This is a genomic window from Terrimonas ginsenosidimutans (assembly GCF_022012415.1).
Lineage (GTDB): Bacteria > Bacteroidota > Bacteroidia > Chitinophagales > Chitinophagaceae > Terrimonas_A > Terrimonas_A ginsenosidimutans.
This window is the reverse complement of the sequence record NZ_JAKLTR010000010.1, coordinates 202328-218930: the sequence shown is the minus strand read 5'-3', so window position 1 is coordinate 218930 and position 16603 is coordinate 202328. Positions and strand designations below refer to the sequence as shown.

11 protein-coding genes are annotated in these 16603 nt (G+C 45.2%); 10 read left to right on the top strand and 1 reads right to left on the bottom strand.

Annotated features, from left to right (window positions below; genetic code table 11):
* Positions 1–5: 5 nt before the first annotated feature.
* The 4 genes from rfbD to LZZ85_RS16390 all read left to right on the top strand — a co-directional run bounded on the left by rfbD (position 6) and on the right by LZZ85_RS16390 (position 7383).
* Positions 6–869: a dTDP-4-dehydrorhamnose reductase gene (gene rfbD / locus LZZ85_RS16405; RefSeq protein ID WP_237874309.1), complete on the top strand. Its 864-nt coding sequence runs from the start codon at positions 6–8 to the stop codon at positions 867–869.
* A 98-nt stretch (positions 870–967) separates the two neighbouring features.
* On the top strand, positions 968–4594 hold the full coding sequence (locus LZZ85_RS16400) for a DUF4450 domain-containing protein (protein WP_237874302.1): 3627 nt from the start codon (positions 968–970) through the stop codon (positions 4592–4594).
* Positions 4595–4696: 102 nt separating this feature from the next.
* Positions 4697–6607 (top strand): rhamnogalacturonan lyase, encoded by a 1911-nt coding sequence (locus tag LZZ85_RS16395; protein WP_237874300.1) that lies wholly within the window; start codon positions 4697–4699, stop codon positions 6605–6607.
* On the top strand, positions 6604–7383 hold the full coding sequence (locus LZZ85_RS16390) for a rhamnogalacturonan acetylesterase (protein ID WP_237874298.1): 780 nt from the start codon (positions 6604–6606) through the stop codon (positions 7381–7383). Before LZZ85_RS16395 ends, LZZ85_RS16390 begins: the two co-directional genes overlap by 4 nt.
* Before the next feature lie 44 nt (positions 7384–7427).
* Here LZZ85_RS16390 and LZZ85_RS16385 read toward each other — a convergent pair whose 3' ends face one another.
* A complete protein-coding gene (locus LZZ85_RS16385) occupies positions 7428–8300 on the bottom strand; it encodes an AraC family transcriptional regulator (RefSeq protein ID WP_237874296.1) in 873 nt (290 codons plus the stop codon).
* 94 nt (positions 8301–8394) lie between these two features.
* Between LZZ85_RS16385 and LZZ85_RS16380 the strand changes: the two genes are divergently transcribed.
* From LZZ85_RS16380 to LZZ85_RS16355, 6 genes are all read left to right on the top strand, one after another.
* Entirely contained in the window at positions 8395–9153 is a 759-nt protein-coding gene (locus LZZ85_RS16380) for a phytanoyl-CoA dioxygenase family protein (protein ID WP_237874294.1), read from the top strand.
* 113 nt (positions 9154–9266) lie between these two features.
* Positions 9267–10340, top strand: coding sequence for a LacI family DNA-binding transcriptional regulator (locus LZZ85_RS16375; protein ID WP_237874286.1), 1074 nt, complete (start codon positions 9267–9269; stop codon positions 10338–10340).
* A 58-nt stretch (positions 10341–10398) separates the two neighbouring features.
* Entirely contained in the window at positions 10399–12309 is a 1911-nt protein-coding gene (locus tag LZZ85_RS16370) for an ulvan lysase-like protein (protein WP_237874284.1), read from the top strand.
* A 92-nt stretch (positions 12310–12401) separates the two neighbouring features.
* On the top strand, positions 12402–13334 hold the full coding sequence (locus tag LZZ85_RS16365) for a sugar phosphate isomerase/epimerase family protein (protein ID WP_237874282.1): 933 nt from the start codon (positions 12402–12404) through the stop codon (positions 13332–13334).
* 7 nt (positions 13335–13341) lie between these two features.
* Positions 13342–14871 carry a glycoside hydrolase family 28 protein gene (locus LZZ85_RS16360; RefSeq protein ID WP_237874280.1) on the top strand — a complete coding sequence of 510 codons (1530 nt, stop codon included), beginning with the start codon at positions 13342–13344 and terminating at the stop codon, positions 14869–14871.
* A 9-nt stretch (positions 14872–14880) separates the two neighbouring features.
* The gene (locus LZZ85_RS16355) at positions 14881–16593 is read left to right on the top strand and encodes a glycoside hydrolase family 88/105 protein (RefSeq protein ID WP_237874272.1); all 1713 of its coding nucleotides are present in this window, start codon (positions 14881–14883) and stop codon (positions 16591–16593) included.
* Positions 16594–16603: the final 10 nt, after the last annotated feature.

Here is a 16603-nt window from a genome sequence, read left to right as displayed (position 1 = left end):
CCAACATGGTAGTAAAGCAAAAGATTCTCGTAACGGGTGCTAATGGTCAGCTTGGTAAAGAGCTTCAGACGCTCAGCGATGAGTTTGCTGTGTTTGATTTTATCTTTCTCACGAGAGAAGATCTGGCTATTGATGATGCTGCTTCAGTAAATACAATTTTTGATAAGCATGCTCCGCAATATTGTATCAATTGCGCCGCTTATACTGCTGTTGATAAGGCCGAAACAGACCGTGATAATGCTTTTGCTGTGAATGGTACGGGTCCTGGAAATCTTGCTGCGGCGAGTAGAAAGTATAACACGCGGTTCGTACATATTTCGACTGATTACGTTTTTGATGGTCAGGCCACAGTCCCCTATCCGGCAGATGCTCCGACGGATCCGCAAGGTGTATATGGTGCATCAAAATTAGCCGGAGAAGAGAGCGCTGTCGAAAATAATGATCAGTCCGTGATCATCCGGACTTCCTGGGTGTATTCGGAGTTTGGTAAGAATTTCGTTAAGACGATGTTGCGGTTGATGAGCGAGAAGCCTGAGATCAGTGTGGTCAGTGATCAGGTAGGGTCGCCAACGTATGCGGCTGATCTGGCAAAAGCCATTCTGCAGATCATATCTTCAGGAAACTGGTATCCGGGAATCTATCATTACAGCAATGCCGGAGTGATCAGCTGGTTTCAATTCGCGGAGGCGATAAAAGAGATTTCCGGAAGTAATTGCGTGGTGAAACCGATACCAAGCAGTGCGTATCCGACTCCCGCGAAAAGGCCATCGTATTCTGCAATGGATCTTTCAAAGATCAATACAAAGTATGCAATCGAACCTCCCGGCTGGAAAGAAAGCCTGAAGGTCTGCATAGGCAGGTTGTCCTAATAATGTTTTGGAAGAATAGTTGAACGCCCATTTATGGGCGTTTTTTAGTTTTGCGAGCACCGCTTGGCGCTCGTGTCTCTTTTAGTATCTTTCAGTACATGAAAATTACACGATTGATTGCTGCGTTGATCTGTCTTGCGCCAGTGTTGTCTTATACACAAGAAGCCACATCGGTATGGCATGGTATCCAGCGAAAAATACATTATGTGCCTGATCATGGGGATTTTCTTTGCGTTGATCCGCAGCGAAGGTTTAATCGTGCATTGTATGGAAGCAATACGGCCTTTCGTGTGGAAGCGGGCGATCTCCCCGAGTTTGCTTTGTATCTGCCGGGAATGGGTGGTAATCTCAAATTCGGGCTGATCAGCGGGGACAGGAGTAAATGGCTGATCAATGCCAATAAAATAGAAACGAGGTATCGCCCGGGATCAATGATCTATTCAATCAGTGATCCATTGCTAGGGAAAGGAAAGATCGGATTAACCGTACTTCCTTTATTTGACAGGGAGGCTGTTATTGTGAAACTGGAAACAACTGGTATTCCGGACGGTGTGACATTACTTACCGCGTTTGGTGGCGTGACCGGGCGCAAGTTTTCCCGGGATGGAGATATCGGTGCAGACCCTGAGTCTTCTTTTGACCTGAAACCTGCATACTGTAACAATATATTCGCCATTCAGTCAAACAAGTTCTCTGCAACGTATGGTGTCAGGATGAATGATTCAGTAGGCCAGAAAGCCGCTCCGAAGTCTGTTCACGGATTATTTCCAACCCATGCGGTTTTTGCATTGAACGATCCCGGCAGGCAGGTCTCTCCATCTTCCCTTCAGCCATCTGTACGCATCGACAGTTCCTTTCTTTCTTCAACTATCGTATTGAAGAGCGATAGCGTTTACTATTTCTTTCTACAGCATCTGGATGCGATCACTGATAGTTATTCTCAACTACCAGGATTATTTGTAAAAGCTGAGTCGGAAAGGCGCAGGATGTCAGAGCGGGTTCGCATCGACACTCCTGACCCCTTCATCAATACACTCGGTGGCGCGCTGAGTATGGCCGCTGATGCGATCTGGGAATCTCCGTCCTACATGCATGGCGCGGTAGCCTGGCGCATGCGGCTGAACGGCTGGCGTGGTGCTTATGTAGCCGATGCGCTGGGATGGCATGATCGCGCCAAACTGCATTTTAACAGCTATGCACTTTCCCAGGTAACGAAGCCTTTATCTGGCCCGGTGGTAATGGATACAGCGCTGCATCTTGCGAGGGGATTGGAAAAGATGGGGACGTCTATGTTCAGCAATGGATACATCAGCAGAAACCCTAACGGTGATCTTCGGCCGCATCACTATGATATGAATCTTGTATTCACAGATCAATTACTGAATCATCTTCAATGGACGGGAGATACAGCATACGCGCGTAAAATGTGGCCTTTGCTGGAACGTCATCTTGCGTGGGAAAAAAGAAACTTCGATGCAGATGGAGATGGGCTGTATGATGCATATGCTGCCATCTGGGCGAGTGATGCACTTCAATACAGTGGTGGGGGCGTTACTCATAGTTCGGCATACAATTATAAAGCGAACAGGATGGCGGCAGAAATTGCCAGGATCCTGAAAATAGATGGTGCCATATATGAAGCAGAGGCCCAAAAGATATTGCAGGTAATGCACTCAAAATTATGGGTTGCCGACCGGAAGGTATTTGCGGAATACAAGGATCTGCTTGGTGGGCAATTACTGCATCCCTCACCGGGTTTATGGACGATCTATCATACGATAGATTCAAAAGTCGGGGATCCAATGATCCAGCGCCAACTGCTTCATTACATTGATCAGCATATTCCGCATATCCCGGTCCGGGCAAATGGATTAAACGACACGACCCTGTTTACGCTTGCTACAAGTAACTGGCAACCGTACACATGGTCGCTAAATAACGTTGCATTGGCAGAACTGATGCATACATCTCTTGCTTACTGGCAGGGAGGGAACAGTGAAAAAGCATTTGCATTGTGGAAGTCTTCCCTGGTTGAAAGCATGTACCTGGGTGCCAGTCCCGGAAATTTTCAACAGCTTTCTTTTTATGATGCGATGAGGGGAGAGTTATACCGTGACTTTGCAGATCCGGTCGCAATGACGGCAAGAAGCCTTGTGGAAGGATTGTTTGGCGTGAATCCTGACGCGCTACATGATACGCTCGTTGTTTCACCCGGATTGCCTGAAGATTGGAAAAATGCGCTTATTGAAACTCCGGATATTTCGTTCAGTATAAACCGCACAGTGGGAAAGGATGAATATTATATCCGGCCGGATTTTCCCCGAAAGATGAATTTGTCCCTGCGGTTGAGTACGGGAAGAAAACTGGTTGCCAAAGTTGAAGTGAATGGCAGGCAGGTGAAATGGTCCTATGATGCAAAAGCGATCGGGTCACCGGTCGTGATAATCAACCTTCCGCAAAATGTGGAGTACAAGATAAATGTTACCTGGAAAAAAAATCGTGTACCAGTGATCAATACTGATCAGCCGTTCTACCTGGAAGGAGATACGATAAAATTGTATGCTGGCAACAGATCCGCTGACATCGGCGGACAAGGGCCCGGATCTGAAAATCTGACAATAATCAACAGGAATAGTTTAAAGATCAAGGCAGCGGCTGATGGACAAAATGAAATTTTCATTAAAATGAAGCGTGAAGATGCGGAGTACTTTGAACCGGTGAAATTCTTTGTAGCGAAACCGCTATCCATCAGCGCCGGGAGGCGTGACTCCGTAATTGAAGTGAGATTATGGCGCTATGGAAAGGGAGTCGTGAACGGGCAGCTTTTTATAAATGGACAACCCGGAGATCCTGTTCAGCTTGATCCGCACCAATCGGAAGTTTCATTCCGTTATCCATTATCGAAATTTAAAAGCGGATCTAATCTGATCAGATTTACCAGTGATAAAGTTTCGGTTGAAACTATAATCCAGTGTTGGGAGAATAAAGCGACAAATGTTTCATTTGAAAAAATAGACATAGCCGCTGTGCACAATGACCGGGTGACCAACATTTTCAGGCATCAGTATCTATCTCCGCGTCCTGCTGTGACGACCCTTCAGTTGCCGGTACAGGGAATAGGCAATTGGGCTTATCCGATGATACAACCGGAGATCAGTGATTCAGGTTTGAGGAAATTGTCCGCTGTGTCCGGTGAGATCTTATTACCCCAGGGAATTCCTTTTTCCTACCAGGCTGACACGAACCGACATAATATCTCGTTTGTGTCTACCTGGGATAATTTTCCGGATTCAGCCACTATACCATTAAAGGGAAAAGCTAAACAGGCTTATTTGCTGATGGCTGGAACTACCAACCCCATGCAAAGCCAGATGTTAAATGGAACAGTTCAAGTCAGGTACACTGATGGCACCACCTCCACGCTGTTCTTAAAAAATCCGGAGAACTGGTGGCCGATCGAACAGGATCTTTTTAATGATGATTTTGCGTTCAGGACTAATGCTCCCGTTCCGCTCAGGGTTCACCTGAAAACAGGGGTGATCACGGATTCATTTGCGAACTACACTTCGATCAAAGGATTTACAAACAGGGCTGTAGATGGTGGAGCCGCAACCGTTCTTGACCTTCCGTTGGATGACAGCAGGGAGTTGAAAAGTATTACCATCAAAGCTGTTGCAAAAGATGTGCTCATCGGTTTGATCGCACTGACCTTGCAACGTCACTAAGTATAACCGGAAGAAAAACGGTTATGTTCAGAGAGTCAGGATGCCACAGGACAGGCAGGCTTTCAGGGCGTTGTATTTTGTCCATTAATTTTCTTGCTTGTTATGAATGTATTCAATAAATGCCTCTTCACTTTATTGATCCTGTTCACTTCTTTTTATTCGTTTTCCCAAAGGCGAATGGAGTTCCTCGACAGGGGAGTGGTGGCTGTACGAAATATGAATGGCCAGGTCTTCGTTAGCTGGAGACTTTCAGGAACTGAATCTTCCACACTGAGCTTTGATGTTTATCGTGCTAAAGCAAATGGAGATCCGCAAAAACTTAACAAAGACAGGATCAAGGCTGTTACAGGTTTTAGTTATGATGAACCCGATACGATCAGCCAGCTCGCTTTCTTTGTAAAAGTATTTGACAGGGGGAGGGAAATTGAGACCAGCCGGAGTTTTGTGTTGCAGCCTGGCAATAAACCTTATTTTTCTATTCCGTTAAAAACTCCTGCCGGATATGCGCCGAATGATGCGAGCGTTGGAGACCTGGATGGAGACGGACAATATGAGATCATATTACACCAGGCAGGCAAAGGCAAGGATAACAGCCAGTCTGGTTTTACTGACCCTCCGGTATTGCAGGCTTACCGGATGGATGGAACTTTATTGTGGGCCATCAATCTTGGCAAAAATATCCGTGAAGGAGCGCACTATACACAATTCATGGTATATGATCTCGATGGTGATGGACGTGCTGAAGTAGCAATGAAGACAGGTGACGGAACGATTGATGGCAAGGGAAACGTTATCGGAGATTCTACAAAAGACTGGCGAAATAATAACGGGTATATTCTTTCAGGTCCGGAATATCTTACCGTGTTTGATGGGTTGACCGGGGAGGCTTTACATACCATCGCATATATTCCCCCAAGATCTGATTCGTCATTAACACCAACGACAGAACAATTGAAAGAGGTTTGGGGGGATGGTTACGGGAATCGCATGGATCGCTTTCTTGCGGCCATCGCCTACCTGGATGGGAAAACACCCAGCCTGGTCATGACCCGGGGGTACTATACAAGATCGATCCTGGCTGCCTTTAATTTCCGGAATAAAAAGCTGCAGCATCTGTGGACATTCGACAGCGATAATCCTGCAACAAACAGAGCGTTCCGTGGCCAGGGAAATCATAATCTTACCATTGCGGATGTGGATGAAGATGGAAAAGATGAAATTGTATTCGGAGCAATGACGATCGATGATAATGGGAAAGGCCTTTATACAACAGGCCTCGGTCATGGTGATGCGCTGCATGTGTCCGACCTTGATCCTTCGAGGCCGGGGTTGGAGGTCTTCGACATACAGGAACGATTTGATGATGCGGGCGCAAATTTTCGTGACGCACGTTCAGGAGAGGTGATCTGGAAGAAGGCATCTGTAAAAGCAGGAGAGGATGGCGAAGGTCCGGGCCGGGGACTCGCCCTTGACATAGATCCCCGATATCCCGGTTATGAATGCTGGGTTGCTGGCGCGGGCATCACCGGTCTTTTTGATTGCAAGGGTAATAAGATCGGAGAGAAGACGCCCGCCTGCAATATGGGGATCTTCTGGGATGGAGATGTGTTAAGTGAAATCCTGAACGGCACCCACGTCGAGAAATGGAATTACCAGGAAGAAAAAATAACGAAGCTTCTCGATGCGGCTGATTTTAATTGTGTGAGCAATAATGGTACAAAGGCAAACCCGGTACTTTCGGCCGATATAATTGGCGACTGGCGCGAAGAAGTGATCTATCGTTCCTCAGACAATAAAGAATTACGGATCTTTTCAACGAGCATTCCAACAGATAAAAAGTTCTATACACTGATGCATGATCCGCAATACCGTCTCAGCATCGCCTGGCAGAATGTTGCATATAATCAACCGCCGCATACAGGTTTCTTTTTTGGAGAAGGGATGAAGAGTCCACCGGTGCCATTTATTTCAATAATAAAGCCTGTAATTTCAAAAGATAAAAAAGTGAAATGATGAATAGATTATTTGCCTGTTTAGCAGCAGCATTGCTGATCTGCTGTTCCTTTGCAATGCTGACAAATGACAAGCCTGTCTTTTATATCATAGGAGATTCCACCGTAAGAAATGGTGATGGCAGTGGAAAAAATCAACAATGGGGCTGGGGGAGTTTTATTGCCGGGTATTTTGATACGACAAAGCTTTCTGTAAGTAACCAGGCTATCGGTGGCCGAAGCAGCAGGACTTTTATTACCGAAGGCCGGTGGGAACGGATCACTGCTGTATTGAAGAAGGGCGATTATGTGATCATGCAGTTCGGACATAACGATGCAGGTCCGCTGGATGATACAGCCCGTGCCCGTGGTACTATCCAGGGAATTGGCGAAGAGTCAAAAGATATTTATAATCCGATCACCAGGAAAGATGAGACAGTGCATACATATGGGTGGTATATGCGCAAATACATTCATGAAGCAAAAGCGAAAGGGGCAATTCCTATAGTGTGTTCTCCTGTTCCGCGTGATAACTGGAAAGAAGGTAAAGTAAGCCGCTCAACAGACGGCTATGCAAAGTGGGCGAAGGAAGTTGCGAAAGAAGAACAGTGTTTATTCATTGATCTGAATGATATCATTGCAACTGAGTATGAATTGCTGGGAGCCGAAAAAGTGAAAGCTTTTTTTCCGGCAGATCATACACATACTGACAAAGCCGGTGCTGAGCTGAACGCTTCGATCGTGATCAGGGAACTAAAGAAAATTCCTTCGCTGCCGCTGCTCAACTTTATTAAATAGGAGTATGGAGAAGTAAGAACGGTTTTTAAGTCACAGGCTTCCTGCTAGTGAATGTTTGCATCTTTCCTGTATTCACCCGGGCTCATTCCCATGTATTTTTTGAAAACAGTGGAGAAGTACTGTTGGTTTTGAAAGCCTGTTTCAAATGCGATGTCTGCTATGGATCTATCAGGCTTGCTTAGCCATTCGCAGGCTGTACGGATCTTATATTTTAGTACATAGTCAAGCGGTGTAGTCCCGGTTTCTTCTTTGAACCAGGCTTTGAACCTTGAAAGGGAGAGACCAACAAGTTTAGCCACTTCATCCAGTACGACGGGTTCGTCTATCTTTTCTTTAATGAAGGAGTCTATTTTTTCCATTCGCCCTGTTTGTCTTGATAATACAGGTGTGCGCGCTGCGGAAATGACTTCAAGCAGGAATGAAGCAATGGAATGACGAAGTTCGATTTGCCGCAATGCGGTTTTAGCGGATTTATGTACGCGGAAGATCTCTTCGAGTAAAAGCCGGAGATGATTGTTGCCCCGAAAATGTCTGGGTAAGTTTAGCAGCCTTTTATGCCATTCCGACGCCAGGGTAAGATCATATTGCAGGAACGATTGTTTTGTTTTTCCGGTTGGAATGCGGATCATCATCCAGTATAGCTCACCTTTCTCTTCGGGATATTTTCCTGTGCTATGTACTTCTCCGGGGAAGGTTACAAAAAGATCGCCTCCTTTAATCTTGTAAAGAGTACCGTTCACTTCATAGATCTGTTCACCTTTACTGCAGTAACATATCTCAAGCGTTTGTCTGTGTGAGTGTGGTGGCAGTTCTTCGTGAGCCTGTTTGTAATTGTATTTACCAAGTAGCATAATATCATTCCAGCCTGATCTGCGGAAGTCGATGATATCTCTTTCGACGGGTTGTTTTTTTTTCATTGAGTTCTCGTTGTATAAGATAGTACTGGTGTATAATATTGAAAGATTTCCTGAAGATACAATACTAGTTTTGAAAAGAATCAAAATCACTCGTATGAACATCACCGAAGAGCAGGTCGACTTTTTCAATCGTAATGGCTATGTGGTAGTGGATAATATTTTGTCAGCTGAAGATATCAGTTATTATCGCTCGGTATATGAGGAGTTCCTGGAGAATAAGATCGATGCGGGGAGGTTCCGTTCTGATCTTGGCGGTTTTGTGGAAGGAGATAAGCCGGTGCCAAAGGAGAGGATCACGCAGATCATGTTGCCTTCGAGGCTGATGCCTTCATTGCTTGAAAAAGCCTTGCATAGGGAAACGAGGCAGATTGCTAAACAGTTGCTTGGCAATGATATGGAGCTGGATTTTGATATGCTGATCGATAAGGCTCCTCATTCAGTAACGCCTACGCCCTGGCACCAGGATTGCGCTTACTGGATCAGTATGCCAGATGTGCGGGCTGCCAGTTGCTGGGTTGCGCTGGATGATGCCATTAAAGACAACGGCTGTATGTGGTACGTACCCGGTTCTCACCTTCTTCCTGTCAGGGCGCACCGTCCGGCGGGAAAAGGTGGTGGCGCACTGGAGTGTGATGCGCAGGAATCTGAAGGTGTTGCGATAGAAATAAAGGCCGGATCCTGCGTCTGGCATCATGGAGGGACGCTTCATTATAGCAGGGGAAACAGTACTGATCTGAGGCGCCGGGCTTTCATCAACAATTTCCGCCCTGAGGAAATGATCCGGTTTGAAAGAGACCGAGGATTTGATCATACGGGAGACAGAGATGTAAGGAATACCGATGCGAAGAACTAATGGTAAATATTTATTTCCGGCCAACCCAAGCCATACTATATAAAGGTTTACAGGCTGAATCTATGAAGTGCCTGAATAATTCAATAGATTTGTTTACTAGCATTTAAACCTTTATGAAGAAAAGTACTGATAAATCGGCTGCGGGCGTTAAAGAAATAGCCCGGCTGGCCAAAGTATCCATAGCGACGGTAGACAGGGTGATACATAACAGGGAAGGCGTTTCTGAGAAAACAAAAAATAAGATACAGGCCATTATTCAGAAGCTGAACTATCAGCCGAACGTATTGGCAAGACGATTGGCATTGGCCTCACGGGGAACCATACGGCTTGCTGTGTTGCTTCCTAATATTTCTGGCGAAACAGAATTCTGGCAGGCCCCACTTGATGGGATCAATCAGGCCGAAGCCGAAATAAAACAATACGGAATCGAAATAGAACGATATTTTTTTGATCAGAATGATGAAAGTTCGTTTGACAAACAGGTGAAGAAGATCATTCGTCAAAAGCCAGACGGGATTTTGTTTACACCCATCTTTCCTGAAGAGTCATTGGTGCTCACGGAGGATTGTAAAAAGAAAGGAATTCCGTATGTGATGATCAACTCTGATATTCCAGGTTATGACTCTTTATGTTACATCGGTGCAGAGATCTTTCATAGCGGATATCTTGCTGCCCAACTGGTTAATTACTGCGTTGCAAAAACACAGAAAGTACTGGTGGTAAAGATTGCCCGCGAGATCGATAATAACTACGCTATTCTCAGGAAGGAGGATGGGTTCAGAGCATATTTCTCTGATAACAAAATTCAGAATAAGATCCTGACACTGGACTCGAAGCAGACCGACTATGCAGCAGTAGCAAAAAAACTTGATCAACTGATAAAAAAAGAAAATGATATAGGAGCAATATTTGTGACCAACTCAAGGGTATCAGTTGTGGCAAAATATCTCCGTAAGGCCGGGTTAGAAAATGTTCTTTTATTGGGGTATGATTTCACAAAAGACAATGTGGAATTTCTTAAAGACGGATCAATTGATTTTCTGATCTGCGAAAAACCACAAGAGCAGGGATATCGTGGAGTAATGACGTTATTTCAGCACCTTGTTTATTCCAATACTATAGAGAAAAATTACCTTATGCCTATTGATATCATCACAAAAGAAAATTACCAGTTTTACCGCAATTGAGATTGTTCCGGAGAAATGTTGGGATTGCGGTTGAAACAGAAAACTAATTTAAAGGTTCATGATTCAACGGCAATACCTGCAGCCATTCTGTAAAATGGCAAAACGATCTGCTTTCTTTCTCCTGTTTTGTGCAACCAGCATGAGTGCTGTTGTAGCACAAACCATTCCCATTAAAAAAGAATATGCGCAAACGCTGCTCAAGCTGTCTGATGCCCTGTTGAAAAGGCAAATGACAGACAGTGCGGATCGTAACTTTGGCGGTATAGCATGCGCGCATTGTAATGTATGGCACACCCGTGCCGCGGAAACTGTTTATCCGTTTACAACTGCATATATCATTACCAAAGAAGAACGTTACAAACAGGCTGCGCTGAACGCGGCCCATTGGCTGTTCCGCCAGCAGGAATCAAACGGTAGCTGGAAAGAAACCCCGGAAGAATGGACCGGTACAACCACTGATCAGCTATTGATGTTACTGTTGTCTTACGAAAAACTTTCGCACCAGTTTTCTTCCGCCGAAAAGCAAAAATGGGTAAACGTGATGCAGCGTGCAGCAGCCTACCTGGATAGCGTTATGCGCCCGGAGTTTGCCAGTATCAACTATGTTGCCACCACTACGGCAACACTGGCAAAAGCCGGTATCATTTTGTCCAAACCAGCTTTCACCCTCAAAGCCCATCAACTGGCACGAAGAACGATCAGTAAGATAGACGAGGACGGTTTTCTGAATGGGGAAGGAGGGAAAAGCCATGGCAACAAGATGGGTGTTGATCTTGCATACAATATGGAAATGTCTCTGTGGGGATTGGCGCTGTATGCAAAGCTTACTAAAGATGAATTGGTATATGGGAAAGTCAAATTTGCGCTGAAAAATCATTTATACTTTATCTATCCGGATGGTTCGCTTGACGCATCATGGGGCATCCGGTCAAATAAATGGACCGGGTACGGCAGTGCAACTTCGGATGGGTGCCAGGTATTGTTCAGTTTACTTGCAGACGAAGATCCGAGATATGCCACTGCCGCTTATCTTAACCTCCAGTTCCTCCGGAAGAATTTTACAGGTGATCTTCTTGGATATGGACCGCAGTATGCTGAGGTTTATAACAAACCACCCTGTATCTATCCGAGTTTTGCGAAAGCGAAAAACCTGGCAATGGCGTATATGTTTGAAACAAGGGAAGTTCGTTCGCTGCATCCAATACCATCCCAGCAGGAAAGATGGTTAAAGCATTTTCCCACACTTGACGTAGTGGAAGTAAGAACAAAGAATTTCATGGCAACGATAACAGCTTACCGGTATAAAGATCAGTTGGCCGGTTCGAAAGGGAAGTATATGTTTCGCCCTGACGGAGGAACGATCAGTCATTTATGGGCAAAGGGACATGGATTTCTTCAGGCTTCAAGTCCGACGATCTACACCAGGCCGGAACCCATGAGTTTTCCGGAAGCACCCGGAGTCAGACCTCTTACATCACGAATCGAGTATGAGGATACGGCGGGTTACTTTACAAACCTCTTTGAATTTGATGCGCGACTACGTATAGACTCCGTTAGTGGCAGGCAATACAGTATTGATGCGGCAGGAGAACTAAAGGATAAGAATTGGCTCACCGGTGGAGTGGGGTATCGGATGAATTATGTATTTACTGATACATCCATTCAAAAAACTGTTCAACTCATCTATCACGACGCATGGCCCGTGATAAAGATCATCGAACCATTTGTATTGGATGGGGGGATGAAAATAGAAACAATGGATGAAAGAACGGTGATGTTATCTGCTGGTCCGAAAAAATGGAAGTTCAGCCTGATATCGGGAAATGCGCGACTGACAGCATGTGACCAGCCTCAAAATTACTGGGCGCCATATCCCGCATTCAAGGCATGTGCCTTAGTGCTGGAAGTGCCCGCAGGTGTTGTAGATCAGGCATCTGAGCTCGTGTACCGTCTCTCGGTGATTCAATAAAGAAATGTGAAAATTTATATCGGACAGAAAAAACGTGTACGTACCCGTAAAATCCCTTATTTTCGACTTTATCATTGTTTAACGAAAGCTGTATGAGCATGCAATTGTTCCCCCCGCAGATCACCTGCGCGTATTTATATCCCATCACACTCTATGGATATCCTCCGGATATCACGCATACAGTTGCGCATATCAGGGAAATGGCGGCCATGGGTTTTCGTTCGATCGAACTTGAAGGCATCGGGCCAGCTAATATCGATTATCTTTTCAATAATCAACAGCAGATAAAGGATACGTTAGCGGAGAGCGGTTGTGAATTGCCGGTGCTATGTCTTGTTCTTCCTCAACTTGGGTCAATTGATCCCGCAAAAAGAGCAGAGAGTCTTTCTTATTTCAAAAAAGGTTGTGAGGTTGCAAATGCTCTTGGCGCAGCAGGTGTACTGGATAATGGGCCTTTGCTTCCCTTTGAATATCCTGAAAATGCTCCGATACAGCGGCATTATAACGAAGAGCTGCTGAATCATCTTCATTTACCGAAAGGGTTCAAATGGGAGAAATATGAGCGGGATCTATTTGAGACATTCGGGGAGGCCTGTGATATTGCTGCGCATTATCAGCTTGTTTATCATATGCATCCATGCGAGGGCAGCCTGATCACCACAGCTGATTCATTTCTGAACTTTGCCAATGGTGTGAGCAGGGAGAACCTGTATTTTAACATGGATACTGCCAACCAATTTTACTTCCGCGACAATCTTCCTCTTTCCGTATTGCGTGCTGCTGAAAAGATCAGCTATATTCATATATCGGATAACGGAGGAAACAGAGTGGAGCATTTAGCTGCCGGTGACGGAGAGATTGCCTGGAATAGTTTTTTTGAAGCACTGCAGGCGGTGGGATTTCGTGGAAATTTCGGACTGGATATCGGAGGTGCTGAGACCGGTATCCCCGACCTAAAAAAAGCTTACCTGGATTCTGCAGTTTGGCTGCAGGATAAACTGAAAAAATATTCTTTAAACAAGTAACAGACGAATGATGACGCGTTCCCTCACATCTTTATTTTTAACGGTTGCTGTTGTACTGATCACAAGCAGTGTCAATGCTCAGTTGTATGACGTAACTTCTTACGGAGCTATTGGCGATGGTTCAACAGACAATACCGTGGCTATTCAAAAAGCAATTGATGAATGTGCGAAGACAGGCGGAAAAGTATATTTCCCGGGAGGGAAATTCCTTACAGCGACGGTTGTATTAAAATCAAATGTGACGCTGCACGTTTCTTCCAATGCTACCGTATTGGGTCATACCGACACAAAACGATATCCCTACCAGGAATCAGGTATACATTTTTATGGGGAAGAATGGGCAAGGCAGGCCCTGATCTTTTGCAAAGGTCAGCAGAATGTTGGTATTGAAGGCAGCGGGACGATTGATGGGCAGGGTGGAAGCTTTGTTGTAAATACGATCAAGAAGCCAGATCGCTACCGCGACAGGCCTTATCTACTGTGGTTTGCCGGTTGCAAGAACGTTTCCGTAAAAGGGATCAGCCTTCGAAATTCCGCCTTCTGGATGCAGCATTATCTCGGATGTGAATTTGTGATGATCGATGGGATCAAGATCTGGAATCATTCTAACAAGAATAATGATATGATGGATATTGATGGTTGCAGAAATGTAACTATCTCTAATGTTATTGGTGATTCCGATGATGATGGGATCACTATCAAAAGTACGTCACCACTTATTTCTGAAAATATCACCATTACCAATTGCGTGATCAGCAGTCATTGCAATGGTATAAAATTCGGAACTGAATCTACAGGAGGTTTTCGTAATGTCACGGTGAGCAATTGTGTAATCAAACCGTCCGGACAAACCAGTACTATTTACGGTAAGCCAGCAGGGATGGGTGGTCTGGCTCTCGAAATAGTGGATGGCGGTATTATGGAGAATATCACTATCGATAATGTGGTGATCGATGGACCAACCGTTCCCATCTTTATTCGTCTGGGTAATCGTGCCAGAAAGTACATGACAAGTGCGGCTGCACCTGGCAAAGGAAGGGTTCGCAATATCAACCTTTCGAATATCATCGCAACAAGTGCCGATGAGATCGGCTGTTCTATCACAGGGATAGCCAGTGCGCCACTTGAAGGGATTTCGCTGAGAAATATTCGCCTGGAAACAAAGGGAGGTGACTCATTGGTTGATATATTCAAACCTGTTATAGAAAAGGAGGAGGAATATCCGGAAGGAACAATGTTTGGCAAATTGCCTTCTTATGGATTCTTTGTAAGGCACGTAAAGGATATCAAGATGTCCGATATCACCATCCGTACAACTGGTAAGGAAAGCCGTCCGGGTATTGTGGTAAATAATACACAACAGTTTTCGTTTAATGCATTGGATATACAAACGAACAACGATACCAAAACTCCGATCTATATCAGCGAAAGCAAGGATGGAAGTATAACGAATAGTCTTCAGTATTATCCGGTCCAGCAGTTCTTCATCAAAGACAAAGGATCGGTAAATATTATTGTTGATAAGCCCAGGAAATAAAATAATACGATGCGATTGCCACACCATACGAGACGCCTGTTTTTCTTTTTGTCCTTTCTTTCCTTCAGTGTGACCGCACTGGGTCAGCAAAGGGATGCACTGAGCTTGTCGCGCAGAATTGCCGATAAGGTTATTACCGACACCCGTTTTGAGTGGAAATGGGTGGCGCAGAAGGATGAATTGGGAATGCAGGTGCTGGATCTCCGTTTTCTATCTCTGGCGCCAAACAGTAATGCCCTGGCATTGCGTAGTGTTGAAGTGAAAGCAGATACAACGGTCCGGTTTGGTCTGTCTGGTTCGGGCAGGATAAAGGTTTGGGTCAACAGGCAATTATGTTTCGATAAGCACCAGGCACAAACGGCTAATCCCAAAGAAATTGCATACAATAGATTTACATTCGATCACTACTTCAGCGTTCCTTTCAAAAAAGGGCAAAACGAAATGCTGATCGAGTATACAAGGGGATCGTCTGCACCTGTTCTGTTTTTGCGCGCAGTTACGGCTGCAGGTGACCAGGAACTTTCTGTCAACTTCACTACTTCTTCATCAGCACCATGGATGTATGCCGGTCCGGTCAGGGCAACTGACGCCGCGCCATTCCCATTAATGCCTTACTACGAAAACGGTAGCCGATTTGTGAATTGGCAGTCTGCCCCGCAACGTATGTTGCCTGAACTGGTAACAGACAGCAGCGCGGCTTATCAGCGTGATCCGTATTCCGACTGGCAGTATTCGCATGGATCAATGGTATGGAGTATTCTTGCTTTGAAACAGGAAACTGGTTCGGATCAGTATCTTTCTTTTGCGAAAAAGTATTCCAGCTTTATTCTTGATCATTTAAATTATCTGCAATGGCAGTATGATTCACTGAATGCATGGAGAGGAAGTTATCATCGCATCTTCCGGAAAAGCATGCTGGATGATGCCGGTGCTCCCGCTCTTTCTTTTGCCGGATTGTATTTGCTTGAAAAGGATAGTGTGACCGGCAGGTTTCTTGAGCCTTTTACTGACTATATCTATCACGGACAGGTCCGTTTATCTGACAGTACATTTTGCCGGCCGGAGCCGGAAGAATTTACAGTATGGGCTGATGACCTCTTTATGAGCGTACCTTATTTGCTGCGTATTGCAAAAGTGACAAATGATAAGCGATACACAGAAGATGCCGTACGGCAGGCGTTACAATTCCGGAAATATCTTCTCAACGCACAGACTGGTTTGTATAAACATGGATGGTTCAGTAAAACCAATCAGCCGTCCGTTGCATATTGGGGAAGAGCCAACGGATGGGTGGCATGGGCTACGGCGGAGTTGCTAGAATGGTTACCTCCTGATCATCCTTCGTATAAAAAAGTACTGGATGCTTTTCGTCAGCATATGACCAGTCTTGTAAAATATCAATCAGATGATGGCTTCTGGCATCAGCTACTTACCAGGCCTGATTCGTATAGGGAAACTTCCTGTACGGCGATGTTCGCATTAGCTATGGCGAGAGGCGTTCGTAAAGGCTGGTTAAATAAGTCGTTCAAAAAAAACGCATTGAAAGCCTGGGAAGCTGTGGCGTCGAAAATTGATGACAGCGGAGTCGTTCATGGCATTTGCCGGGGAACAGAGATCGGCATGGATGAGCAATTCTATCTTGACAGAAAAACGATTGATAACGATCCGAGAGGGCTGGGTGCGGTAATCACTGCCGGAATCGAGATCGCTAAACTCCCATAAATCAAACGCA

Excerpts from the sequence above, each read along its gene's own strand:
- LZZ85_RS16355 (WP_237874272.1), top strand. The coding sequence starts at position 14,881 with ATGCGATTGCCACACCATACGAGACGCCTGTTTTTCTTTTTGTCCTTT.
- LZZ85_RS16365 (WP_237874282.1), top strand. The coding sequence starts at position 12,402 with ATGAGCATGCAATTGTTCCCCCCGCAGATCACCTGCGCGTATTTATAT.
- LZZ85_RS16375 (WP_237874286.1), top strand. The coding sequence starts at position 9,267 with ATGAAGAAAAGTACTGATAAATCGGCTGCGGGCGTTAAAGAAATAGCC.
- LZZ85_RS16385 (WP_237874296.1), bottom strand. The coding sequence starts at position 8,300 with ATGAAAAAAAAACAACCCGTCGAAAGAGATATCATCGACTTCCGCAGA.
- LZZ85_RS16380 (WP_237874294.1), top strand. The coding sequence starts at position 8,395 with ATGAACATCACCGAAGAGCAGGTCGACTTTTTCAATCGTAATGGCTAT.
- LZZ85_RS16400 (WP_237874302.1), top strand. The coding sequence starts at position 968 with ATGAAAATTACACGATTGATTGCTGCGTTGATCTGTCTTGCGCCAGTG.
- rfbD (WP_237874309.1), top strand. The coding sequence starts at position 6 with ATGGTAGTAAAGCAAAAGATTCTCGTAACGGGTGCTAATGGTCAGCTT.
- LZZ85_RS16395 (WP_237874300.1), top strand. The coding sequence starts at position 4,697 with ATGAATGTATTCAATAAATGCCTCTTCACTTTATTGATCCTGTTCACT.
- LZZ85_RS16360 (WP_237874280.1), top strand. The coding sequence starts at position 13,342 with ATGATGACGCGTTCCCTCACATCTTTATTTTTAACGGTTGCTGTTGTA.
- LZZ85_RS16390 (WP_237874298.1), top strand. The coding sequence starts at position 6,604 with ATGATGAATAGATTATTTGCCTGTTTAGCAGCAGCATTGCTGATCTGC.
- LZZ85_RS16370 (WP_237874284.1), top strand. The coding sequence starts at position 10,399 with ATGATTCAACGGCAATACCTGCAGCCATTCTGTAAAATGGCAAAACGA.